Genomic DNA, 20,574 nt, shown 5'->3' on the forward strand with positions numbered 1-20,574 from the left:
GCACCGCCGGTTCGGCCGGTGCGGCGACCGGCGGCGGCGCGGCCTGTTCGGCCAGCGCCGCCGCGGCGTGGTGCAGCGACTCCCCCAGATCCGGTGGCGACGCCGCCAGGTCCTGCATCAGCGACAGACACGGCACCCCCGGGCTCGGCTCGGCCTGCACCGGTGCGGCAACAACCGGTGTGGCCGACACCAATCCGGTGGCCGCGGCCACCGCCGCGACCAACGGCCTGGCAAAGCGATACACGTTCCGCGACAAAGCTTCCCCGACTTCTGATCTTGATGACTGAGAATGAACCTAGTCTGCGGGGACGCTGGTTCCGGTGCCGTTACCCAACCGATGCGAACGAGTGCCACCGCGGTGACCGGCATCGGGGACCGTGCGCATCCCGCACCTGCCCCGCAGCCAACTGGGAGCGCGCTACCATTTCCACCGGCGATCACCGCGACGGGGCCGACACCCGCCGCACGCGTGGCGAAAGGAGGGTCGGTGGAGACTCCGCGCAACCGGCGGTCGGACGCCTTCGCCAACGTCTCACGCATCGTCGCCGCCGCCCGTGAGGTGTTCGCCCGCGACGGCGACAACGCCACCCTCAGCCAGGTGGCCGCCGCCGCAGGCGTGGCCAACGCGACGCTGTACCGCCATTTCCCGAACCGGCGGGCACTGGCCGCCGCCGTGTACGAGGACATCGTGGTCAACGAGATCAAACCGGCGATCGTCGCGCTCGGCAAGGACGCGCCGCGAGCGGCGTTCATCGACGCCCTGGCCCACCTCGAGGACGCGATGTTCAAGCAGCGGCCGCTGCTGACGTCGATCGGCGACCTCGCGGAGCTGACCAACCAGCTGATCACCCGCGACCGCGAGCAGTTCCACGACATGATCATGCAGGCCCAGGCCACCGGCGACCTGCGCCCCGACCTGACGCCCGAGGACGTCGCCACGTTCGTGTCGATGGTCACCACGGCATCGGTGGCGATGAACCAGCCGCGGCCGCTGCGCCGGCGCTACCTGAGCCTGATGTTCGACGCGCTCAGCCCGGCCGACGCCGAGCCGTTACCGCCGGTCAGCACCCGTGCGGCCCGGCGCCGGGAGCAGAAACCCGTCAGCTGAGGGCACTATGGGTGGGTGACCACCACCGTCAGGCGCCGCGGACTCAACGGCGCGATCACCCGGTTCTGGAGTTTCGCCGCCCCCGCCTATGACACCGCGGTCCTGCAGCGCTGGGTGTACCGCCCCGCTCAGGACGAGGTGCTCGCCGCGCTGCGCCGTCACGGCGCCCGCCGGATCGCCGACATCGGCTGCGGCACCGGCATTCTGGCCACGCGGGTCCAGCGCGAACTGTCTCCGGCCGAGGTGTACGGCGTCGACATGTCCGAGGGCATGCTGGCCCAGGCCCAGCAGCGCGAGCCCGCGGTGTGGTGGATGCACGGCCCGGCCGAGCAGTTGCCGTTCCCCGACGCGGCACTCGACGCGGTGGTGACCACCTCGGCTTTCCACTTCTTCGACCAACCGGCCGCGCTGCGCGAGTTCCGCCGCGTGCTCGCCCCGGGCGGCCTGGTCGCGGTAGCCACCATCGCGCCGGCCCATCCAGCGGCACTGGACCGGCTCACCGCCGGCCTGGCCAACCCGGCGCACAACCCCTCCGCGCGGGAGATGCGCGCACTGTTCACCGACGCGGGTTTCTCGGTCGAGGACCAACACCCCGTGGCGCGGCCGCGGTGGACGCGGTTCGTCAGTGACCTGGTCACTGTCGGGGTTCGGGACTGAATCAGCCCGCGAACCGGTCGCGCAGACGGCGCAGCGTCTCCTCGATCCCGGTGGCGTTGCGCGCGGCGAATCCGGTGCGCCGGTAGTACCCGACGGCGTCCTTGAGCGGTCCGGTGTCGCGGTAGTCAAACGTCTCGGTGACCCGGGTCCGATTCGGGGAGACCTCCTCGAATTCCCAGCGCCAGTGGTGGCCGAACGGGTGGCGCCATTCGACGAGGCGGTCGGGCCGCAGGGCGGTCACCGTGCTGGTGGTCCGGTAAGGCACCCCGTACATCCGCATCTTCGTCGAGAATCGCGCCCCGGCAACGAGTTCGTTGGGGGCGTCGATGTTGGCGCCGACGGTGCCCGACCCGTCGAACTCGTGGTGGCGGCGTGGGTCGGCGACCAGCGCGAAGACCTCACCGACCGGGGCGTCGACCTCGACCGCCCGGCTCACCTGCCCCGGACCGTTGTCGACCACCGACACCGTCATGACACCGCCTTCTCGTTGACCAGCTCGACACTGCGGTCCCACAGCCGTCCGGCGAGCGCGGCGTTGTCGGCCAGCTTGTGCACCTTGGCCACCTTGTGTTTGTGGTAGTACTCACCGGACTGCCAGTCCACACCCGGCTGGGATGACGCCAGCCACACCAGTTCGTCGGATCCCTGTTCGGTGCCGATCAGGAACACGTGCCGCAGCGGCGTGCGGTACAGCGCCCCGAAGAGCGGATTGTTCACCTCGGCGCTGAAATTCGACGCCACCGGGCCAGGGTGGAACGCCGCGGTCGAGATGCCCGCATCGTGGTAGCGGCGGTGGAGCTCCCTGGTGAACAGCACGTTGGCCAGCTTCGACGTGCCGTAGGCCAGCGAACCGTGTTGACGCTGAACGGCATCGAGGTCGTCGAAATCCGGACGCGACATCCGGTGCGCCATGCTCGAGGTGTTGAGCACCGAGCCCCTGCACTCGATGAGCCGGTCGAGCAGCAGCGTGGTCAGCAGCATTGGCGCCAGATGGTTGACCTGGAAGGTCTTCTCGAACCCGTCGACGGTGGTCTCCCGGGTGTTCATCATCCCCCCGGCGTTGTTGGCCAGGACGTCGATGCGCGGACAGGCCTCCAGCAGCCGCGCGGCCAGCTCACGTACCTGCGCCAGATCCGCGAAGTCCGCGACGTAGGAGTCCACGCCGAGCTCGTCGGCGACGGCGGTGGTCTTACCCGGCGACCGGCCGACCACCACCACGTTCTCCCCGCTGCGGTGCAACCGCCTGGCCGCCGCGGCGCCCACGCCGTCGCTGGCCCCGGTGATGACGATCGTTCTCCCGGCCACAGCCCGCCCCTCTCGTCTCTGCCACGAGCGTAAGGGCCCGACCGATATCCGCCAGACCCACCGCCGTCGGCGTTACGGTCGTGACCGACTCCCCGAAATGACGCGGCGAAAGGACGATATGGCCGACAAGCGGATCCTGTGTTTCGGAGACTCGTTGACGTGGGGGTGGATTCCCGTCGAGGAGGGGGTGCCGACCCAGCGTTACGCACCCGACGTCCGCTGGACCGGTGTGCTCGCCGCCGAACTCGGGCCCGGGCACACCGTGATCGAGGAAGGCCTCAGCGCGCGCACCACGACGGCCGACGATCCCACCGATCCGCGGCTGAACGGGTCGGCCTACCTTCCGGCGTGCCTGGCCAGTCACCTGCCGCTCGACCTCGTGATGATCATGCTCGGCACCAATGACACGAAGGCCAACCTGAACCGCCAACCGCTCGACATCGCCACGGGCATGGGCCTTCTCGTCACCCAGGTGCTGTCCAGCGCGGGTGGGGTCGGCACGGCCTACCCGGCGCCGCGGGTGCTGGTCGTGGCTCCACCGCCGCTGGCACCGATGCCGCACCCGTGGTTCGACCTGGTCTTCGCCGGCGGTGTGCAGAAGTCGGAGGAACTCGCCACCGTCTACTCTGCGTTGGCGTCGTTCATGAAGGTCGACTTCTTCGACGCCGGATCGGTGATCAGCACCGACGGGGTGGACGGCATCCACTTCACCGAACAGAACAACCGCGACCTGGGCGTCGCACTCGCCGCCCAGGTGCGCGGTCTGCTCTGAAAGGCCTCAGCGCTGCCAGACGCTCGGATCGCTCGGCGGGTACTGCATGCAGACGTCGGTGGCGCGGGCGGTGACGCCCTTGTTGTTGAAGAACAACTTCGCCCAGTTGCCCCACCGCTGCGCCATGGGTTCGCCGAAGATGTCGGTCGCGACGCGCTCGGAATAGGCGCGCCGGCCCGTGTAGTCCAGCGTGAAGAACCAGTAGATCTTGTCCTTGGCGCCCTGCTGCACATCCGGCGGCCGGTTGTAGAAGTCGATGATGTACCGCGCGTAGTACACCGGTTCCACGTCCCGCGTCGCGGCCATGTACTGCTCGACCGTGCACGTCGTCTTGAGCATCCGGTTCGGGATCGGGTAGTCGTCAGTGGCGTCGGCGGCCGCCGGAGCGGCCCACAGCGTCGCCGCCAGCGCGCAGGCACCGGCCACCAGACCACCGCGCCGGAGTCGATCACGCGTGTGCTGAGCCATCATTGGTCTCCTCATCGGGACGTCGGCAGGAACTCGGGGGACCTGGGCGGTGGCGGTGACGGCCACGGCGACGGCACCGGGGCGCTGCGCACCCGTTGCGGCCACCAGAACCACTTGCCCATCATCGCGGCGATCGCCGGTGTCATGAACGCGCGGATCACCAGGGTGTCGAACAGCAGACCCAACCCGATCGTGGTGCCCACCTGCGCGATGACCGTCAACTCGCTGACCGCCATCGACATCATGGTGAACGCGAACACCAGGCCGGCCGCGGTGACCACGGACCCGGAACCGCCCATGGCGCGGATGATTCCGGTCCTCAACCCGGCGTGTATCTCCTCCTTGAGGCGGGACACCAGCAGCAGGTTGTAGTCCGCGCCGACCGCCAACAGGATGATGACCGACATCGCCATCACCATCCAGTGCAGTTCGATGCCCAGGATGTGCTGCCAGATCAGCACCGACAGGCCGAACGAGGCGCCCAGCGACAGCACGACCGTACCGACGATCACCGCGGAGGCCACCACGCTTCGGGTGATGATCAGCATGATGATGAAAATCAGTGCGAGCGAAGAGATTGCGGCGATCAACAGGTCGTAGGTGTTGCCGTCGTTCATGTCCTTGAACGTCGCGGCGGTACCGCCGAGGTAGATCTTGGAGCCTTCCAGCGGCGTGCCCTTGATCGCCTCCTTGGCGGCGGTCTCGATCTCGTCGATCTTCGCGATGCCCTCCGGGGTCATCGGATCGCCCTCGTGGGAGATGATGAACCGCACCGCATGTCCGTCCGGCGACAGGAACTGTTCCATACCGCGTTTGAAGTCCTCGTTGTCGAAGATCTCCGGCGGCAGATAGAACGAGTCGTCGTTCATCGATGCGTCGAACGCCTCACCCATGGCCGAGGAGTTCTCCTGCATCGCGGCCATCTGGTCCTGCATACCCTTCTGCGACGCGTACATCGTCAGCATCATGGTGCGCATGGTCTTCATGGTCTCGATCATCTCGGGCATCAGCTGAACCATCTGCGGCATCAGCGTGTCCAGCCGCCGCATGTCGGGCAGGATCGCCTGGATGTCGTCGGTCATCGTGTTGATGCCGTCGAGGGTGTCGAACACCGACCGCAACGCCCAGCAGACCGGGATGTTGTAGCAGTGCGGTTCCCAGTAGAAGTAGTTGCGGATCGGCCGGAAGAAGTCGTCGAAGTTGGCGATGTTGTCGCGCAACTCCTGGACGTCGATGACCATGTCCTCCATCTTGGTCACCATGCTGTGCGTGGTGGCCGCCATCTCGGTGGTCAGCGACTGCATCTTCTCCATCGTGTTGATGGTGTTCTGCATCTCGTCGGCCTGAACCAGCATGTCGGCCATGCGGTCCTGCAGGTACTTCTGATTCAGCTGCTGGGTGGTGCCCTGCATGCTGATCTGGAACGGGATCGAGGTGTGCTCGATCGGCTTACCGTTGGGCCGGGTGATGGCCTGCACGCGCGAGATGCCCTCGACCCGGAAGATCGCCTTGGCGATCTTGTCGATGACGAGGAAGTCCGCCGAGTTCCGCAGATCGTGGTCGCTTTCCACCATCAGCAGTTCGGGGTTCATCCGCGCCGGCGAGAAGTGCCGGTCGGCGGCGGCGTAGCCCTCGTTCGCCGGCAGGTCCTTCGGCAGGTAATTGCGGTCGTTGTAGTTGGTCTGGTAGCCGGGCAGGGTCAGCAGACCGATCAGCGACAGCGCCACGGTGGCCACCAGGATGGGCCCCGGCCAGCGGACGACGGCCGCGCCGATCTTGCGCCAGCCGCGGGTGCGCATCGCACGCTTGGGCTCGAGCAGCCCGAACTTGCTCGCCACGGTCACGATCGCCGAACCGACCGTCAGCGCGGCGACCACCACCACGACCATGCCGATGGCCAGCGGCACACCCAGGGTCTGGAAGTACGGCAGCCGGGTGAAGCTCAGGCAGAACGTCGCACCGGCGATGGTCAGGCCGGACCCGAGCACGACGTGCGCGGTGCCGTGGAACATCGTGTAATACGCGGTTTCCTTGTCCTCACCGATACTTCGGGCCTCTTGATATCGCCCGATGAGGAAGATCGCGTAGTCGGTGGACGCGGCGATCGCCAGGGTCACCAGCAGGTTGGTGGCGAACGTCGACAGGCCGATGATCTCGTAATAGCCGAGGAAGGCGATGACGCCGCGAGCCGCGGTCAGCGACAGCACCACCATGATCAGCACCATGACCACGGTCAGGATCGACCGGTAGACCAGCAGCAGCATGATGATGATGACCGCGAACGTGACGGCCTCGATCAGCCGCAGGCTGCGGTCACCGGCGATGTGCTGGTCGGCGGCCATGGCGGCCGGGCCGGTGACGAACGCCTTGACCCCCGGTGGCGGCGGCAGCGAGTTGACGATCTCCTGCACGGCCTCGACCGATTCGTTGGCCAGCGCCTCGCCCTGGTTACCGGCGAGCTTCACCTGGACGTAGGCGGCCTTGCCGTCGTTGCTCTGCGCACCGGTGGCGGTGAGGGGATCGCTCCAGAAGTCCTGCACCGACTGCACGTGGGTGGTGTCGGCTTCGAGCTTGGCGATCATCTGGTCGTAGAAGGCGTGGGCGTCGTCGCCGAGGGGCTCCTGGCCCTCCAGCACGATCATCACGTTGCTGTCAGAGTCGCCTTCTTGGAACAGCTCGCCGACGCGCTTCATCGAGATCATCGACGGCGCGTCGTCGGGGCTCATCGAGACCGCGCGCATCTCGCCGACCTCTTCGAGCTGGGGCACGATCACGTTCAGCACGGCGATCACCGCCACCCAGGCGATGATGATCGGCACCGAGAAGAGCCGAATGAACCGCGCGACTCCGCGGCGGGGGCGACGGTGGTGCCCCGGCGGCAGCGCGTCGGTCGGGGTGTTGTCGGTGATCGTCATGCGGACTTCACAAAGCAGAAGGTCTGGGCGTTCAAGCCGGTCGAGGTCCTCTCGTCTTTCACTTCGTCGTCGACGGTGATGCGGCAGGTGATCGAGCTGCCGTCACCCTGGGCGACGATGTTGGGCGCCGCCGAGGGCGCCGTGGTCTCGAGGACGAGGGTCCACGGCAGTGCCGCGCCGTCGACCCGCTGCGGTTTGGCGTCGAGGTCGAGGTAGTTGACGTCGGCGTACGACCCGGTGCCGAAGATCTCGTACTTGACCACCTTGGGGTCGAACGGTTCCGGGTCGTCGGCGAAGTTGCGGGGCGTCACGGTGATGCCCTCGGACCCGAAGAAGGTCCGGATCCGGCTCACGGTGAAGCCGGCGACCAGCACCACCACGATGATGATGATCGGAATCCACACTTTTTTGGCAAGCTTCAACATCTAATTCCCCGACACTCGCTGACTTGTCATCACCGGCCGGCCGCTGTGGTGAAGGCGGCGCCATACCCGGTGGGCGTATCTTCTCGCATCGGTGGGCCGAATGCCGAACCAGATTGCTGAGCGGACCGGTCCGACGCGTTCACCACGACGTCAGTGCAGCTCATCGCCGACGGGAACACGTCGAAGCCTCCTCGAAGCTGATAAAAACTTAGCCAGTGTAAGCAGAGACCTTAGATGATTTAAGTGCTTAGCGCAGCATCCTCCGCACCAGCGGAGATGGCCGTCACAGCGTCGGCGTCCAGTGACCTGGGTCACTCCGAGGTCGCGGCTGACGCTTAGCCTGTCTAGAGGTACGATCCCGGCCATGAAGGCAACCAGGCTCCTGGCCGGCGCCGCCGCGGCGGCCGCGGTCGCGCTGGCCACGGCCGCGCCCGCGCAGGCCGATCTCGACACCGACTTCGCCACGGAGCTGCACGGCTACGGCATCTACGGGCAGCGCGACTACAACGCGTGGATCGCCAAGCTGACCTGCAAGCGGCTGAACAACGGCGTGGACGTCGACCTGCTCGACTCGGTCCGCTTCGTCGGCCTCAACATGGCCAAGGACACCACACAGGAACAGTCCTGGCAGTTCCTCGGCAGCGCGCTGAAGTTCTACTGCCCCGACAAGCTGCCGCTGCTGCAGAACGTCGGCCGCTGATCAGCATGAAGACCGCAACGCCCTTCGCCGCCGCCGCGGCCGCGGTGTTCGCCGGCCTCGCGGCCGTCGGTGTGGCGCACGCCCAGCCCGAACCGTCGCCGCCGCCCCCGTCGCCCGCCTCGGATGCTCCTGCGCCCGGCGCCCTCAAGACGACGATCGACGCCAACGGCACCTACAGGGTCGGCGTCGACATCGCTCCCGGCACGTACTCGTCCGGCGGACCGATCGACGACGGCGCCTGCTACTGGAAGCGGGTCGGCGGCGAGAAGACGCTCGACAACGCTCTGACCAAGAAGGCGCAGACGGTGCGCATCGAGCCCACCGACACGACGTTCACCACCAACGACTGTCAGTCGTGGATCCTCGCGGCGTGCGGCACCGCCTGCCCGCCGCCTCCGCCGCCGCCCGGTCCGATGAGCATGCTCGGGCAACTGGGCGCATTCCTCGGCCCGAAGCAGTTCACCGGCCCGCCGACCCCCTGACCGGTGAGCGCCGTCCGACTTCGCGACGGTCGCGACCTGGCGTACGCCGAATACGGTGCGCCGCATGGGTTGCCGGTGCTGTTCCTGCCCGGGGCCGGCTGCGGGCGGCTGATGCGCTTCGGCGACTCCGCGCTGACGGCCCGCGGTATCCGGCTCATCTCGGTGGACCGTCCGGGCCTCGGCGCATCCACCGCCGACCCGGACAAGACCCTGGACAGTGTGGCTGACGATGTGGCGGCCCTGCTCGACGACCTCGCGGGCACGCCGGTACCGGTGGTGGCGAATTCACAGGGGGCGCCGTTCGGGCTGGCGCTGGCCGCGACCGGTCGCGTCGAACGGCTGGTGCTCGCGTCGCCGATCGACGAGGTGGCCCATCCGCCGATCACCGCGCAGCTGCCCACGCCGTTGCGGGAGCTGGTCGCGCGGGTCGCCGCCGACCCGGCGGGGGCGGCCGCGCTGTTCTCCGGCTTCACGGCGGAGGGCTTGTTCGCCCGCATCATGGCCGACTGCCCGCCGGTCGATCGCGCGCTCTATGACGACCCGGCGTTCCGCCGATTGCTGCGTGGTGCGCTCGACGACGGCTTCCGATGGGGCGCAGCAGGCTACGCCCGGGACACCGTGCTGGCGATGAGCCGGTGGCCGGCCGGGCTGTTCGAGGCCGCACAGGTCCCGGTCACCGTGCTGTTCGGTGCCCACGACCGGGTCCACTCCCCCGACCTCGGCCGCACACTGGCCGGCCGGCTCCCCACCGCGCACCTCGAGATCGTCTCGGAGGCAGGCGGATCGCTGCTGTGGTCGCACTCCGGGCGGGTGCTCGACGCCGCCGTCGGCACGTGACTCATGCCGCGAGCATGTAGGACAGGAAGAACCCGCCCGCGGTGGCGAAGGCGTTGAGGGGGCGCCCGTGTTCGAACGCCTCGGGCATCAGCGTGTCGGCGAGCGAGGCCAGCACCGCGCCGCCGGCGAAGGCCAGCGCGAGGGCGAGCACCTCCTCGCTCAGTGCGCCCGCGGTGAGGCGGCCGAGGACGACTGCGGCCGCCAGCAGAACGCCGCACATGATCCACGTGAACATCACAGTGCGCCCGGACATCCCGGACTTCCGCATGGAGACGGCACCGACCAGCGCCTCGGGCAGGTTGGAGAAGAAGATCGCCGCCAGGAGCGACAGCGACGCGCCGCCCACCAGCGACACCCCGAGCGCCAGGTTCTCGGGCACGCCGTCGAGCGTCACCGCAGCCAGCAGCGCCAGTCCGACCCCGCGCCGGGCGCCCGAGGACGCGACCTCACGGGTATCGGGACCGGACTTACCGCTGACGTAGCGGTCGAGCAGCGTGTCGGCGATGACGAATGACGCTGCGCCGGCGAGCAGTCCGAGACCGGCGTGCCAGCCTCCGGCCATGGAGAACGCCTCTTCGAAGAGTTCGAAGGTCAGCGCCGAGATCAGCGCGCCGCTGGCGAAGGCCAGCAGCACCCCGGTGACCTTCTTCGGCGGACTCCACCGGACGCCGACGGAGGAGCCGATGACCAGCGCGCTGGAGGCCGCCAGCCCGAAGTAGACAGCGGTCAGCATGGCCGATGCGCCGAGCGTTTACGAGGCGGCGGGTGCCATCTGCGGCGCGGCTGCCTCCTGGCGCTGGCGTTCGCGGGCCTGCGCGCTGAAGCACACGATGCTGGCCGCGAAGCTGAGGACCGCGATGATGCCGGCGGCGGTGGCCACCAGCGCATCGGACATCCCCACGCTGGCCAGGCAGACCGCGAGCGCGATCACCGCGGTGAAGTTGAGGAACAATCCCGTGGTGGCAATCGCTTCGGTGGTCGCGTCGGCTGGGGCTGACACGCGCTCGCCCATCGGGGTTCTCCTCTTCGTGACTGCAGGTGGTGCTTCAGTGGTGCGGTGTTTCTACCCCGCGTCGCCGCCGGTCAAACGAGCGCCCCGAGTAGCTGGTTGAATCCCTCGGTCATCGACGGGTGGGTGTAGATCTCGTCGCGCAGCGTGCCCGCGGTGATGCCGTGGCGCATCGCCAGCGCCACGGTGTTGATCACCTCGTGCGAGTCGTGGCTGAGCAGCGCGGCACCCAGGATCTGATCGGTGTCGGCGTCGACCACCACCTTCATCAGCCCGCGAGGGTCGGAGACGATGCGGGCGCGTGGCATGGTGGCCAGCTCCGCGACCGGTTTGCTCGCCACCTTCACCCGGCGCCCGGCGGCGCGCGCCTCGCGTTCGGTGATCCCGACCCGCGACAGCGGTGGGGTGATGAACAGCGAGTACGGCACCGCGACGCGGTCGGTGGTGCTGCGGGTGCCTGCGCCGGTGAGTTGGTCGAGCACGATGCGGTAGTCGTCGAGGGAGATGTAGGTGAACTGCGGACCGCCGTTGACGTCGCCCACGGCGAAGATGTGCGGCTGGCTGGTGCGCAGGTGCGGGTCGACGGCGATCGCGCCGCGGTCGGTCAGCACCACGCCGGCCCCGGCGAGCCCGAGGCCCGCGGTGACCGGCCGGCGGCCGAGGGCGGCCAGCACGAGGTCGGCGTCGGCCGTGCCGGGCACCCCGTCGCGTTCGAAGTGCACGGTGGCCGTTCCGTCGGTCCGGTCCTCGACGCGGATCACGGCGGCCGAGGTGTGCACGGTCAGCGTGGCGGCGAGGATGTCGCGGGCGCAGTCGGCGACGTCGTCGTCCTCACCGCCGAGGATGCGGTCGTGGTGTTCGATCACCGTGACCTGCGCCCCGTACTGCGCGTACATCGCGGCGAACTCGAGGCCGACGTAGCCGCCGCCGAGGACCACCAGCCGGCGCGGCAGGTCGGCACTGGCGAGCAGCGAGGTGCTGGTGACGGTCGCCGCGCTGGCACGCAATCCGGGGAGGTCGGGGATCACCGGCTCCGAGCCGGTGCCGATCACGATGTGCGCCGCCGACACCCGGAGCTCGCGCCCGTCGGCGCCGGTGACCATCAGCGTGTGCGGATCGGCGAACCGGGCGCGCCCGGTGAGCACGGTGGCGGTGTCGAGGGTGTCGAGCATGGCCAGATTGGTGGCCCGCAGACCCGCGGTCAGCTCGGCCGTCGCGGTGACCGCCTGCCGGTACTCGGCGTCGTGCGCAGCGCCCGGCGTCAGATGCTCCGAGCGGTACACCATCGACTTCGTCGGGACACAGCCGATGTTGATGCAGGTGCCGCCGTACATCTGCGCCGACTGCTCGATCATCACCACGCGGCGGCCCTGCCGGGCCAGGGTGGCGGCCAGCGTCTTGCCGCCCTTGCCGTAGCCGATGACGGCGAGGTCGGCCTCGAGATCGGCGGCCGACGGGTCGGCGGCGGTCGGTTCGGCCGTGCTCATCGGCGGCTCCTGGATCGGGTCTGGTCGCGGGCGCACCCATGATGGCAGGCCGGGCCGGATTCGGCCGGGCAGCACGGCGGCCCGCCGCCGCAGTCCGGGACTGCGGGGCGGGCCGCCGGGTGTCGGCTGGGCTCAGCCGGCCATGAACTGGTCGTACGCGGACGCCAGATCCGCGGGCAGCACCGACACATTGCACTGACGCTGCGTGTCGCCGATCGGCGCCAGGATGCCGCGCAGCTCGTAGTACTCCTGCGGGTTGGCGGTGAAGTAGCCGCGGATGTTCGCCTCGGCTTCCGGACGCGACTGGTTCATCGCCGCGGTCACCACCTGGTTGGCGCCGGGATGGCCGGCCAGGTACTGGCGCGCCGATCCGGTCACACTGCTGACGGTGTTGGCCACCCCGCTCGCCGAGCAGTCGACGGCGGCCGAGGCCGTCGGCGCCGCAATGGTTGCTGCGGCCACTCCGCCGAACAGGCATCCGGCGACGGCGCCGGCAAAACCCCGGCGAGCAGCTTTACCACTGAATGTCATGATCACTTCCTCTTCGGATTTCTTTCGATCAGAGCGCGCACCATTGCGCGGTCCCCGCCCAAATCGAAAGTACCCGAACGGAAGTGCCGACAATCGGCACTGGGCGGCGGCATCGGTACGTCGCAATACCGTTCGGCTCGGTGTTACAGCCGGGCGACGTGATCTAGGCCTCATTTGCGGCGTGACCCTGCCAGAAAAGCGGTGTTCGGCCTCAGTTTTCTCAGAATTTGCCGTCCGCCCTTAATTGATCGTGATGAAAGGCCGATACCCAATCGTTATCGGCAGTTTTCGTTTTCAAACAAATCGTGAGGCATAGGTCACATCGGGCCGATAAACGATTACCGATCCGAGCCGTCGGCAACCCCAAGAGTGGTGCACCCGAGCGCCGACACACACAGTCAACGCGAATAGGGGCGGAAACATTGGCTAACGACATCAAAGACACCACCAAGCTGCTCGCGCAGCTGCGGGCCGTGCTCGACCTGACCAACACCGAGATCCAGGTCGCCGAGACCCGCGTGGCACAGGCCCGTACCGATGCGGTCCGGCGGGAGCTGCAGCAGAATGCCGAGAACGGCCGTGAGCGTGCCGAAGCCATCGAGCAGGCCATCCGGGATCTGGGCGGTTACCCCGACATCATCGGGCCGTTCCTGGGTCGGGCCGCCGCGGCGGTCAAGGCCCTGACCGAGCAGGCCGAGCCGTTCGACGAGGCCCTGCTGGGCGACCTCGCACTCGAGGACCAGCTGCTCGACCGGTCGCGCTACCTCAAGGCGCTGGCCGTGGCCGCCAAGAATCAGGACGTGCAGGCGCTGGCCGATCGTTTGATCACCGCGCACTCCGCGACCGTCGACTGGCTCACCACGGTGCTGGCCGAGGACGCGCTCGGCGGCCCGGCCGCGCTGCGCCGCACGCCGCTGCAGGCGGCCGCCGGTGCCGCGGTGAAGGTCGTCAACCTGCCGCTCACCTGGACCACCCGCGGTGTCGACCGCACGGTCGAGGCGCTGCGCAGCACGGGACCGGCGTTCAACGACCTGGTCAACCGGGGCGCCCGGGTCAGCGAGATCGCGGGTAAGACGCTCAACGCGTCCCGCGACGCCGCGCTGGCCGCCGCCGAGAAGGTCACCCGCGACGAGGGCGCCGGCGATGCCGCCAAGGCCATCCACAACGCCCGCAGCGGTGCCGGCGTCCTGGACGCCAGCGAGCTGCCGATCGCCAACTACGACGAGCTGACCGTCACTGACGCGGTGGCCGCGGTCAAGGACCTCACCGAGCCGTCCGACATCCGCACCATCGTGGCGTGGGAGGAAGCCCACAAGAACCGCTCGCGGGTCGTGTCCGCCGCGCAGACGCGCCTGGCCGACATCGCCCAGGAGGTCGTCGGCATCAGCTGACCCCTCCCCTGACGAAGACCCCCGCGGCCACGGCCGCGGGGGTCTTTCGCGCTACCCGGATCAGTCCCCGGTGCGGCGCGTCGCCGCGCGGGCCGCCAGGTACAGCACAGCACCCACGGCCAGCATGATGCCGGCGAAGAGCCACACCTGCGCGGTCTGCTGCGTCATCAGCAGGATGCAGGACGTGACTCCGAGGACCGGCACCGCGGTCCACACCCGGAAGTGGTCGTGGTCGACGGTGTCGCGGCGCAGCACCAGCACCGAGACGTTGGTCGAGACGAACACGAACAACAACAGCAGGACCACCGTCTCGGCCAGTGTGGCGAGTTCACCGATCAGCGCGAGCGCCATCGCCACCGCGGTGGTCGCCACGATCGCCACCCACGGGGTCCGCCGGTGCGGGAGCACCCGGCCCAGCACCGCGGGCAGCAGAGCCTGCCGGGCCATCCCGTAGGTCAGCCGGCTGGCCATGATCATGGTCAGCAGCGCACCGTTGGCGACGGCCACCAGCGCGATCGCGCTGAACAGCCAGTTGGGAACGCCGACGCCGGCGGCGGCGACCACGTCGAGCAGCGGGCCCGACGACTCGGCCAGCTCGGAGGGTGACAGCGCGATCGAGCTCGCAATGCCGACCAGCGCATAGACGGCGCCGGCCGTGACCAGCGCCCCGAACAGCGCGCCCGGATACACCCTGCTGGGATTCCGGATCTCCTCGGCCACGTTGGCCGAGGTCTCGAAGCCGACGAACGAGTAGTAGGCGACGATGGCGCCCGCCAGGATCGCCAGCGCGGGCGTGGCGCCGTCGGGGAACTCGGTGATGCGGCCGACGTCCCCGCGCCCGTCGCCGACCATCAGCGCCACCGCGATGATCACGATCAGCAGACCGGTCAGCTCGATGACGGTCATCACCACGTTGCTCTTGAGCGATTCGCTGATCCCGCGGGCGTTGAGACAGGCCACCAGCACCAGGAAGACCAGCGCCGCCGGGACCGCGGGCACGTCGAGGAACGTCGCCAGGTAGTCGCCGGAGAACGCCAGCGCCAGCCCCGCCGCGCTGGTCACCCCTGCCGCCAGCATGCTGAATCCGACCAGGAACGACACGATGGGTTGCCGGTAGGCGCGTTCGGCGAAGACCGCGGCCCCGCCCGCCCGCGGGTACTTGGTGACCAGCTCCGCGTAGGATCCGGCCGTCAGCAGCGCGAGCAGCAGCGCCACGACCAGCGGCGTCCACAGCGCGCCGCCCACGTCACCGGCCAGCACGCCCATCAGCGCGTAGATACCGGCGCCCAGCACGTCGCCGAGGATGAACAGGTAGAGCAGCGGGCCGGTGATCCGGCGCTTGAGTTGCCCGGGTTCCGCGGTCTCGTCCGCCCTGGTCTGTGCTGCCGCGTCGGGTGTCATGAACGCCTCCTGCTCCCGGCCGACGGCCGTCGGGTCAGTGGCATACCCCCGATTCGCCGATCTCAGTACTCGACGCGGAACCCGCCGATGAAGCGGATCGTGTTGCCGTCCGGGTCGGTCACCGTGGCGGTCTGCACCCCTTTGTTCGCATCCTCGACCGGGCCGGTGTCGACGCCGCGACCGCGGACCTCGTCGAGGTGACGTGCCAGATCGTCGACCGCGAAGTTGAGCAGGCCCGATCCCGCGCGGCCGGGGTCGGCGAAGACCTGCACCCAGCCGTCGGGCCGCACCCGCCACTCGACCAGGGTCGGCATCGGGTTGTTGTCGGCGTCGCGGCCGAACAGCGCCGCATACCAGCCTCGGGCGGTGTCGACATCGGACACCGGGACGACGGCCAGCAGATGGTCGATGGCCATGGTCGCTCCTTTCGTCGGTGGGCTCACTGCTTACCGACTCGTGACGGGCTCCGATCTCATCGCCACCCGGCCGGTGCCCGGTGACTACCCTGGTTCGACGAGGTCCTGAGGGAACGCGGAACGGGGCGAGGAAGGACGCATGATCGAGACGCTCGACGGCAGAATCCGCGTTCCCGCCGACCTCGATGCGGTCACCACGGTCGGAGCCGAGGACCATTCCGAGGTGGATCCGGGGTCGGTCGAGCGGATCTGGTCGGCGGCCCGGCACTGGTACTCCGCCGGGATGCATCCCGCCATCCAGGTGTGCCTGCGCCGCGACGGCCGGGTGATCCTCGACCGCGCCATCGGCCACGGGTGGGGTAACGGGCCCGACGATCCGCCCGGCGCGACCCGGGTGCCGGTCACCCCGCAGACCCCGTTCTGCGTGTACAGCGCCGCGAAGGCGATCACCACCACGGTCGTGCACATGCTCGTCGAACGCGGCGAATTCTCCCTCGACGACCGGGTGTGCGAGTACCTGCCCGGCTACACCAGCCACGGCAAGGACCGCACCACCATCCGGCACGTGATGACGCACAGCGCCGGGGTGCCGTTCGCCACCGGACCGCGGCCGGACCTCAAGCGGATGGACGACAGCGAGTACGCCCGCGAGATGCTCGGACAGCTCAAACCCGTCTACCGGCCCGGCCTCGTGCACATCTACCACGGGCTGACCTGGGGCCCACTGGTCCGCGAGATCGTCTCGGCCGCCACCGGTCGCTCCATCCGCGAGATCCTCGCCACCGAGATCCTCGAACCACTCGGCTTCCGGTGGACGAATTACGGTGTGTCCGAACAGGATGTGCCGCTGGTGGCGCCCAGCCACGTCACCGGCAGGCCGCTACCCCCGCCGATAGCGAAGGCGTTCAAGATCGCCGTCGGCGGCACGCCGCAGCGCATCATCCCGTTCTCCAACACCCCGGCGTTCCTCACCAGCGTGATCCCGTCGTCGAGCACCGTGTCGACCGCCCAGGAACTGTCGCGGTTCGCCGAGATCCTCGTTCGCGGCGGCGAACTCGACGGGGTGCGGGTGCTGTCGCCCGAGACGCTTGGGGCCGCCACCCGGGAATGCCGGCGGCTGCGGCCGGATCTCGCCACCGGGCTGATGCCGCTGCGCTGGGGCACCGGGTACATGCTCGGGTCCACCCGGTTCGGCCCGTTCGGCCGCAACGCGCCGGCCGCATTCGGCCACACCGGGCTCACCGACATCGCGATGTGGGCGGACCCCGAACGGGGGCTGGCCGCCGCGGTGGTCAGCAGTGGCAAGCCGGGCCGGCACCGCGAGGCCGGCCGGTACCCCGCACTGCTCGACCGCATCGCTGCCGAACTTCCCCGCCGCGCCGAGAGGAGAATCGCCTGATGTCGCGTCCCATTGCCAGCAGGCGCCGCCAGGACGGCCAGTCGGTGGATCGGCCCTCGCACATCGGCACGTTCAAGTTCTACTTCGTCGGGCAGCGGTGGGAATGGTCGGACGAGGTGGCCCGGATGCACGGCTACGAACCCGGTTCGGTGGTGCCCACCACCGAACTGCTGCTGTCGCACAAACATCCCGACGATCGCCGCCTGGTGCAGGATCTGCTGGACCACGCGCTGCACACCGGCGAGTCGTTCTCCAGCAGGCACCGCTTCATCGACACCCGCGGCGAGGAGCACGACGTGCTGGTGGTGGCGGACCGGATGTTCGACGAGCGGGGCGCGGTGATCGGTTCGGCCGGGTACTACGTGGATCTCACCACCAGCCTGGACGCGGCCAGGCAGGCGGCGCTCGACGAGACGCTGCCCGGGCTGTTCGAATCGCGGGCGGTGATCGAACAGGCCAAGGGCGCGCTGATGGTGATCTACCGCATCAGCGCCGATCAGGCCTTCCGCGTGCTGCAGTGGCGTTCCCAGGAGACCAACACCAAGCTGCGTGACCTCGCCGCCGGGCTGATCGCCGAGTTGGGAGATCTGCCCCCGGCGCCGTCGACCATACAGAGCCAGTTCGACCACCTGCTCCTGACGATTCACGAACGAGTCGGCCATCATTGATGCGCTGATTGGATACCTCAACGTGGGGAGCCCGATTAGGATCACATCGCTGATCTGCATGTGGATCGGCCCGTGCGCCGCCTCGGTAGCCGCGGCGTGGGATCGGGTGGAAGGTACCGGCAGGCTTGGCGGGGATGCAGCCGTTGGAAGTCGAGCGCGATGTGCGCGCTGAGGCCGTTGTGGTGACGGTGCAGGGTGAGGTCGACTCGTTGTCGGTCGAAACGCTCACCACCCACCTGTCGTCGGCGCGGGAGTCCGCCCTCGGTCACCCCGAGCAGCTGGTCATCATCGACCTGTCCGCGGTGAGCTACTTCGGCAGCGCGGCCCTCAACGCCGTGCTGTCCTGCCACGAGGACGGGTCTGCCGAGGGCACCACGGTCCTGCTGGTGGCCGATCAGCCGTACGTGCTGCAGCCGATCGAGATCACCCGACTCGACCGCGTACTCAAGACGTATCCGACCATCGACGCGGCGCTGCAGGACCGCTGACCGGCCGCACTCCCCCGTAGATCGCTCGGCGCACGATCCACGGCTGCAGCACCCGGTCGATCGACCATGCGGGGAAGCGGAATGCGCGGCCGTTCGGCCCGAACACCTCCAGCCCGTCGGGCTGCACACCGAGCACCGAACCCCATCGCCGCGCCGGCGCGCGGTAGGCGCGCAGCGGACGCCCGGCGGCGTCGGCGCGAATGTTGGCGGCGAGCAGTTTGTCGGCGCGGTTACGCGCCGAACTGCGCAGCGGATCCGTCGCGGCCGCATCTCCGATCGCCCAGACATGTTGCTGTCCCACGACCTTCAGGTGCGACGTGACCCGGACGAAGCCGTCGCCGTCGAGCAGCTCGGCGGGCAGCCACCCGGTGTTGGGCCGCACCCGACCGATCGTCCACAGCACCGCGTCGGCGTCGGCGTCGGGCTGGCCGGTGCTCCACCGCACCGGCCCGGCGGTGATGCGGTCACACGCGAAATCGTCGGGCACGACGGCTCGGTGGCCGGGCCGCAGCACCACGCCGAGCGCGTCGAGGCGCCGGGCGATGCGCGTCCACACGCGCGGATGGTGTGTGGTCAGCGGGCACGGGCCGGGAAAGCACAGCGTCACGCGGGTACCCGGCCAGGCCAGCGCGACATTGGCGGCGCTGCTGACCGCGGCGGCGCCACCGCCGACGATCAGGACCGACCGGGCGGCCGCCAGCCGTTCATGGTCGGCGCGCAGCGCGGCGGCGACATCCTCGGCGGACCGGTATCCGGGGGTGCGCCAGAACCCGTTGGTGACGCCGGTGGCGATGACCAGCGCGTCGTACTGTTCGACGAGCGCCGACCCATTCGCGCGCTGCGCGAACACTTTCCGGGCGGCGAGGTCGACGCCGGTCAGCGTCGCATGCTCGGTTCGGACCCGGTCCAGGGCCCGGAACCGGTCGAAGGAGATCCAGTAGTCGCGTGCCCAGGCGTCCGGCCGGGCCAACCGGACGCCGAGTTCCTGCCCGCTCACCAGCCCCGGGCGGGCGGCGATCCCCACCACCTCGGCGTGACGGGCCAGCCGGATCGCGGTCAGCAGCCCGCTGTCACCGAGTCCGGCGACGACGACGCGTGGCGCGCTCACACCCGGGCCCGGCGCGGCGGCCGCGGCACGAACCGCGGCACCCGGTCGATCACCCGCTGGTAGTCCGGGCGGCGCTGCAGGCTGCGGGTCTCCATCATCGGGATGCTGGCGCCGAGGAACATCGCGACCATCGCCGCCACCCCGGCGAACAACCACCACCACTGATCGGGTGCGGCCGCCACGCCGAACAGGGCCAGCGCGAACCAGAATCCGCACTCGCCGAAGTAGTTCGGGTGCCGCGACCAGGCCCACAACCCGCGGTCCATCACCGCACCGGCCCGGTGGTCGGCCACGAAGCGGTGCATCTGGACGTCTGCGACGAGCTCGAGCGTGACCGCCGCCATGCCGACCACGAACGCCACCGCGGCCAGCCAGGTCCAGCCCCGCCCCGGCGTGGTGACCGCGACGTACACCGGCATCATGGCCAGGAACACCTGCAGCGTGGGGATCAGGTGGATGGCGACCAGATCGACCAGGAACTCCGCACGGCCGGCCCGCTCACGGAACATCGGGTAGCGCCAATCCTCGTGGTGCAGACCGGGAAACGCGTACACCCAGTTGCCGGTCAGGCGAACCGCCCAGTACCCGACCACCACCGCGATCAGCGCGCAGCGCAGCAGGTCGGCGTCCGGGGCCTGCGCCCACCAGTAGACGAGGAGCACCGGCGGGACCACGCTCCAATAGGCGTCGTAGAAGCTGGAGTTGCGGTGGGCGCGGCTGAACGCGAACACCACGACGGTGCCGACCACGTCGGCGATCAACGTGTCCAACCACAGCCGGCCGGTGTCCGGACCCCACAGCAGCCACGCCGCGGCGGCGGCCAGCGCCGCCACGTACGCGACGGTGACGATCGCCAGCGAGGCGGCCTTGCTGCGCGCCGTGGTCACCGAGCGGCTCTCACCGTCCATACCGGCCTCCTGTCGGTGGCGCAGGCGGGTGACGGGCGCCACAGCGGACGAAACAGTAACACGTTTCAGTGTGGGCTCCGCCGGCGTCGTCGGCCCTGC

General features: G+C 69.2%; 23 protein-coding genes and 1 pseudogene. 10 read left to right on the forward strand and 14 right to left on the reverse strand.

Features of this window, described 5'->3' with window-relative positions; translation table 11 throughout:
- Positions 1 to 211 (reverse strand): annotated as a pseudogene (locus E4P42_RS21365) (hypothetical protein); the annotation flags it as partial.
- A 276-nt stretch (positions 212 to 487) separates the two neighbouring features.
- On the opposite strand from E4P42_RS21365, the gene E4P42_RS21370 reads away from it, so the two are divergent.
- Both E4P42_RS21370 and E4P42_RS21375 read left to right on the forward strand, forming a co-directional pair.
- Positions 488 to 1,108 carry a TetR/AcrR family transcriptional regulator gene (locus tag E4P42_RS21370; protein WP_135128081.1) on the forward strand — a complete coding sequence of 207 codons (621 nt, stop codon included), beginning with the start codon at positions 488 to 490 and terminating at the stop codon, positions 1,106 to 1,108.
- Positions 1,109 to 1,123: 15 nt separating this feature from the next.
- Positions 1,124 to 1,765, forward strand: coding sequence for a class I SAM-dependent methyltransferase (locus E4P42_RS21375; RefSeq protein WP_135128082.1), 642 nt, complete (start codon positions 1,124 to 1,126; stop codon positions 1,763 to 1,765).
- Position 1,766: 1 nt separating this feature from the next.
- On the opposite strand, the gene E4P42_RS21380 is transcribed toward E4P42_RS21375, so the two are convergent.
- On the reverse strand, positions 1,767 to 2,237 hold the full coding sequence (locus tag E4P42_RS21380; RefSeq protein WP_135128083.1) for an SRPBCC family protein: 471 nt from the start codon (positions 2,235 to 2,237) through the stop codon (positions 1,767 to 1,769).
- Positions 2,234 to 3,070, reverse strand: a complete 837-nt coding sequence (locus tag E4P42_RS21385; RefSeq protein WP_135128084.1) for an SDR family NAD(P)-dependent oxidoreductase — start codon at positions 3,068 to 3,070, stop codon at positions 2,234 to 2,236. Before E4P42_RS21385 ends, E4P42_RS21380 begins: the two co-directional genes overlap by 4 nt.
- Positions 3,071 to 3,188: 118 nt before the next feature.
- Between E4P42_RS21385 and E4P42_RS21390 the strand changes: the two genes are divergently transcribed.
- The gene (locus E4P42_RS21390) at positions 3,189 to 3,842 is read left to right on the forward strand and encodes an SGNH/GDSL hydrolase family protein (RefSeq protein WP_135128085.1); all 654 of its coding nucleotides are present in this window, start codon (positions 3,189 to 3,191) and stop codon (positions 3,840 to 3,842) included.
- A gap of 6 nt (positions 3,843 to 3,848) precedes the next feature.
- On the opposite strand, the gene E4P42_RS21395 is transcribed toward E4P42_RS21390, so the two are convergent.
- From E4P42_RS21395 to E4P42_RS21405, 3 genes are read right to left on the reverse strand one after another with little or no spacing between them, the layout of a single operon-like run.
- Entirely contained in the window at positions 3,849 to 4,310 is a 462-nt protein-coding gene (locus tag E4P42_RS21395) for a DUF5078 domain-containing protein (protein WP_135128086.1), read from the reverse strand.
- A gap of 11 nt (positions 4,311 to 4,321) precedes the next feature.
- Positions 4,322 to 7,225 (reverse strand): RND family transporter, encoded by a 2,904-nt coding sequence (locus E4P42_RS21400; RefSeq protein WP_135128087.1) that lies wholly within the window; start codon positions 7,223 to 7,225, stop codon positions 4,322 to 4,324.
- Positions 7,222 to 7,650 (reverse strand): MmpS family protein, encoded by a 429-nt coding sequence (locus tag E4P42_RS21405; protein WP_135128088.1) that lies wholly within the window; start codon positions 7,648 to 7,650, stop codon positions 7,222 to 7,224. The genes E4P42_RS21400 and E4P42_RS21405 overlap by 4 nt, the downstream gene beginning before the upstream one ends.
- A 364-nt stretch (positions 7,651 to 8,014) precedes the next feature.
- On the opposite strand from E4P42_RS21405, the gene E4P42_RS21410 reads away from it, so the two are divergent.
- From E4P42_RS21410 to E4P42_RS21420, 3 genes are read left to right on the forward strand one after another with little or no spacing between them, the layout of a single operon-like run.
- Entirely contained in the window at positions 8,015 to 8,350 is a 336-nt protein-coding gene (locus E4P42_RS21410; RefSeq protein ID WP_135128089.1) for a DUF732 domain-containing protein, read from the forward strand.
- A 5-nt stretch (positions 8,351 to 8,355) separates the two neighbouring features.
- A complete protein-coding gene (locus tag E4P42_RS21415; RefSeq protein WP_135128090.1) occupies positions 8,356 to 8,832 on the forward strand; it encodes a hypothetical protein in 477 nt (158 codons plus the stop codon).
- A gap of 3 nt (positions 8,833 to 8,835) precedes the next feature.
- Positions 8,836 to 9,669, forward strand: coding sequence for an alpha/beta fold hydrolase (locus tag E4P42_RS21420; protein WP_135128091.1), 834 nt, complete (start codon positions 8,836 to 8,838; stop codon positions 9,667 to 9,669).
- A 1-nt stretch (position 9,670) separates the two neighbouring features.
- Here E4P42_RS21420 and E4P42_RS21425 read toward each other — a convergent pair whose 3' ends face one another.
- The 4 genes from E4P42_RS21425 to E4P42_RS21440 all read right to left on the reverse strand — a co-directional run bounded on the left by E4P42_RS21425 (position 9,671) and on the right by E4P42_RS21440 (position 12,696).
- On the reverse strand, positions 9,671 to 10,402 hold the full coding sequence (locus E4P42_RS21425; RefSeq protein WP_135128092.1) for a ZIP family metal transporter: 732 nt from the start codon (positions 10,400 to 10,402) through the stop codon (positions 9,671 to 9,673).
- Positions 10,403 to 10,420: 18 nt separating this feature from the next.
- A complete protein-coding gene (locus E4P42_RS21430; RefSeq protein ID WP_135128093.1) occupies positions 10,421 to 10,681 on the reverse strand; it encodes a hypothetical protein in 261 nt (86 codons plus the stop codon).
- Between the two features lie 71 nt (positions 10,682 to 10,752).
- A complete protein-coding gene (locus tag E4P42_RS21435; protein WP_135128094.1) occupies positions 10,753 to 12,165 on the reverse strand; it encodes an FAD-dependent oxidoreductase in 1,413 nt (470 codons plus the stop codon).
- 132 nt (positions 12,166 to 12,297) lie between these two features.
- On the reverse strand, positions 12,298 to 12,696 hold the full coding sequence (locus E4P42_RS21440) for a heme-binding protein (RefSeq protein WP_135128095.1): 399 nt from the start codon (positions 12,694 to 12,696) through the stop codon (positions 12,298 to 12,300).
- Between the two features lie 422 nt (positions 12,697 to 13,118).
- Between E4P42_RS21440 and E4P42_RS21445 the strand changes: the two genes are divergently transcribed.
- Positions 13,119 to 14,087: a ferritin-like domain-containing protein gene (locus E4P42_RS21445; protein ID WP_167759571.1), complete on the forward strand. Its 969-nt coding sequence runs from the start codon at positions 13,119 to 13,121 to the stop codon at positions 14,085 to 14,087.
- A gap of 60 nt (positions 14,088 to 14,147) precedes the next feature.
- Here the strand turns inward: E4P42_RS21445 and E4P42_RS21450 are convergent, their stop codons facing one another.
- Entirely contained in the window at positions 14,148 to 15,488 is a 1,341-nt protein-coding gene (locus tag E4P42_RS21450; RefSeq protein WP_135128096.1) for an APC family permease, read from the reverse strand.
- A 62-nt stretch (positions 15,489 to 15,550) separates the two neighbouring features.
- Entirely contained in the window at positions 15,551 to 15,904 is a 354-nt protein-coding gene (locus E4P42_RS21455; RefSeq protein WP_135128097.1) for a VOC family protein, read from the reverse strand.
- A gap of 139 nt (positions 15,905 to 16,043) precedes the next feature.
- Between E4P42_RS21455 and lipE the strand changes: the two genes are divergently transcribed.
- The 3 genes from lipE (at position 16,044) to E4P42_RS21470 (ending at position 18,459) form a co-directional block, all read left to right on the forward strand.
- The gene (gene lipE / locus E4P42_RS21460; protein ID WP_135128098.1) at positions 16,044 to 17,303 is read left to right on the forward strand and encodes a lipase LipE; all 1,260 of its coding nucleotides are present in this window, start codon (positions 16,044 to 16,046) and stop codon (positions 17,301 to 17,303) included.
- Positions 17,303 to 17,971: a PAS and ANTAR domain-containing protein gene (locus tag E4P42_RS21465; protein WP_135128099.1), complete on the forward strand. Its 669-nt coding sequence runs from the start codon at positions 17,303 to 17,305 to the stop codon at positions 17,969 to 17,971. The genes lipE and E4P42_RS21465 overlap by 1 nt, the downstream gene beginning before the upstream one ends.
- Before the next feature lie 134 nt (positions 17,972 to 18,105).
- Positions 18,106 to 18,459 (forward strand): STAS domain-containing protein, encoded by a 354-nt coding sequence (locus E4P42_RS21470; RefSeq protein ID WP_135128100.1) that lies wholly within the window; start codon positions 18,106 to 18,108, stop codon positions 18,457 to 18,459.
- Here the strand turns inward: E4P42_RS21470 and E4P42_RS21475 are convergent.
- Complete coding sequence (locus tag E4P42_RS21475) at positions 18,416 to 19,567, reverse strand: FAD-dependent oxidoreductase (protein ID WP_135128102.1); 1,152 nt, start codon at positions 19,565 to 19,567, stop codon at positions 18,416 to 18,418. The two genes, E4P42_RS21470 and E4P42_RS21475, sit on opposite strands and share 44 nt — an antisense overlap.
- A complete protein-coding gene (locus E4P42_RS21480) occupies positions 19,564 to 20,475 on the reverse strand; it encodes a DUF1295 domain-containing protein (protein WP_135128104.1) in 912 nt (303 codons plus the stop codon). Before E4P42_RS21480 ends, E4P42_RS21475 begins: the two co-directional genes overlap by 4 nt.
- Positions 20,476 to 20,574: the final 99 nt, after the last annotated feature.

Origin of the sequence: Mycobacterium sp. PS03-16 (genome assembly GCF_004570325.1) — a bacterium.
In the GTDB taxonomy this organism is placed as follows: domain Bacteria; phylum Actinomycetota; class Actinomycetes; order Mycobacteriales; family Mycobacteriaceae; genus Mycobacterium.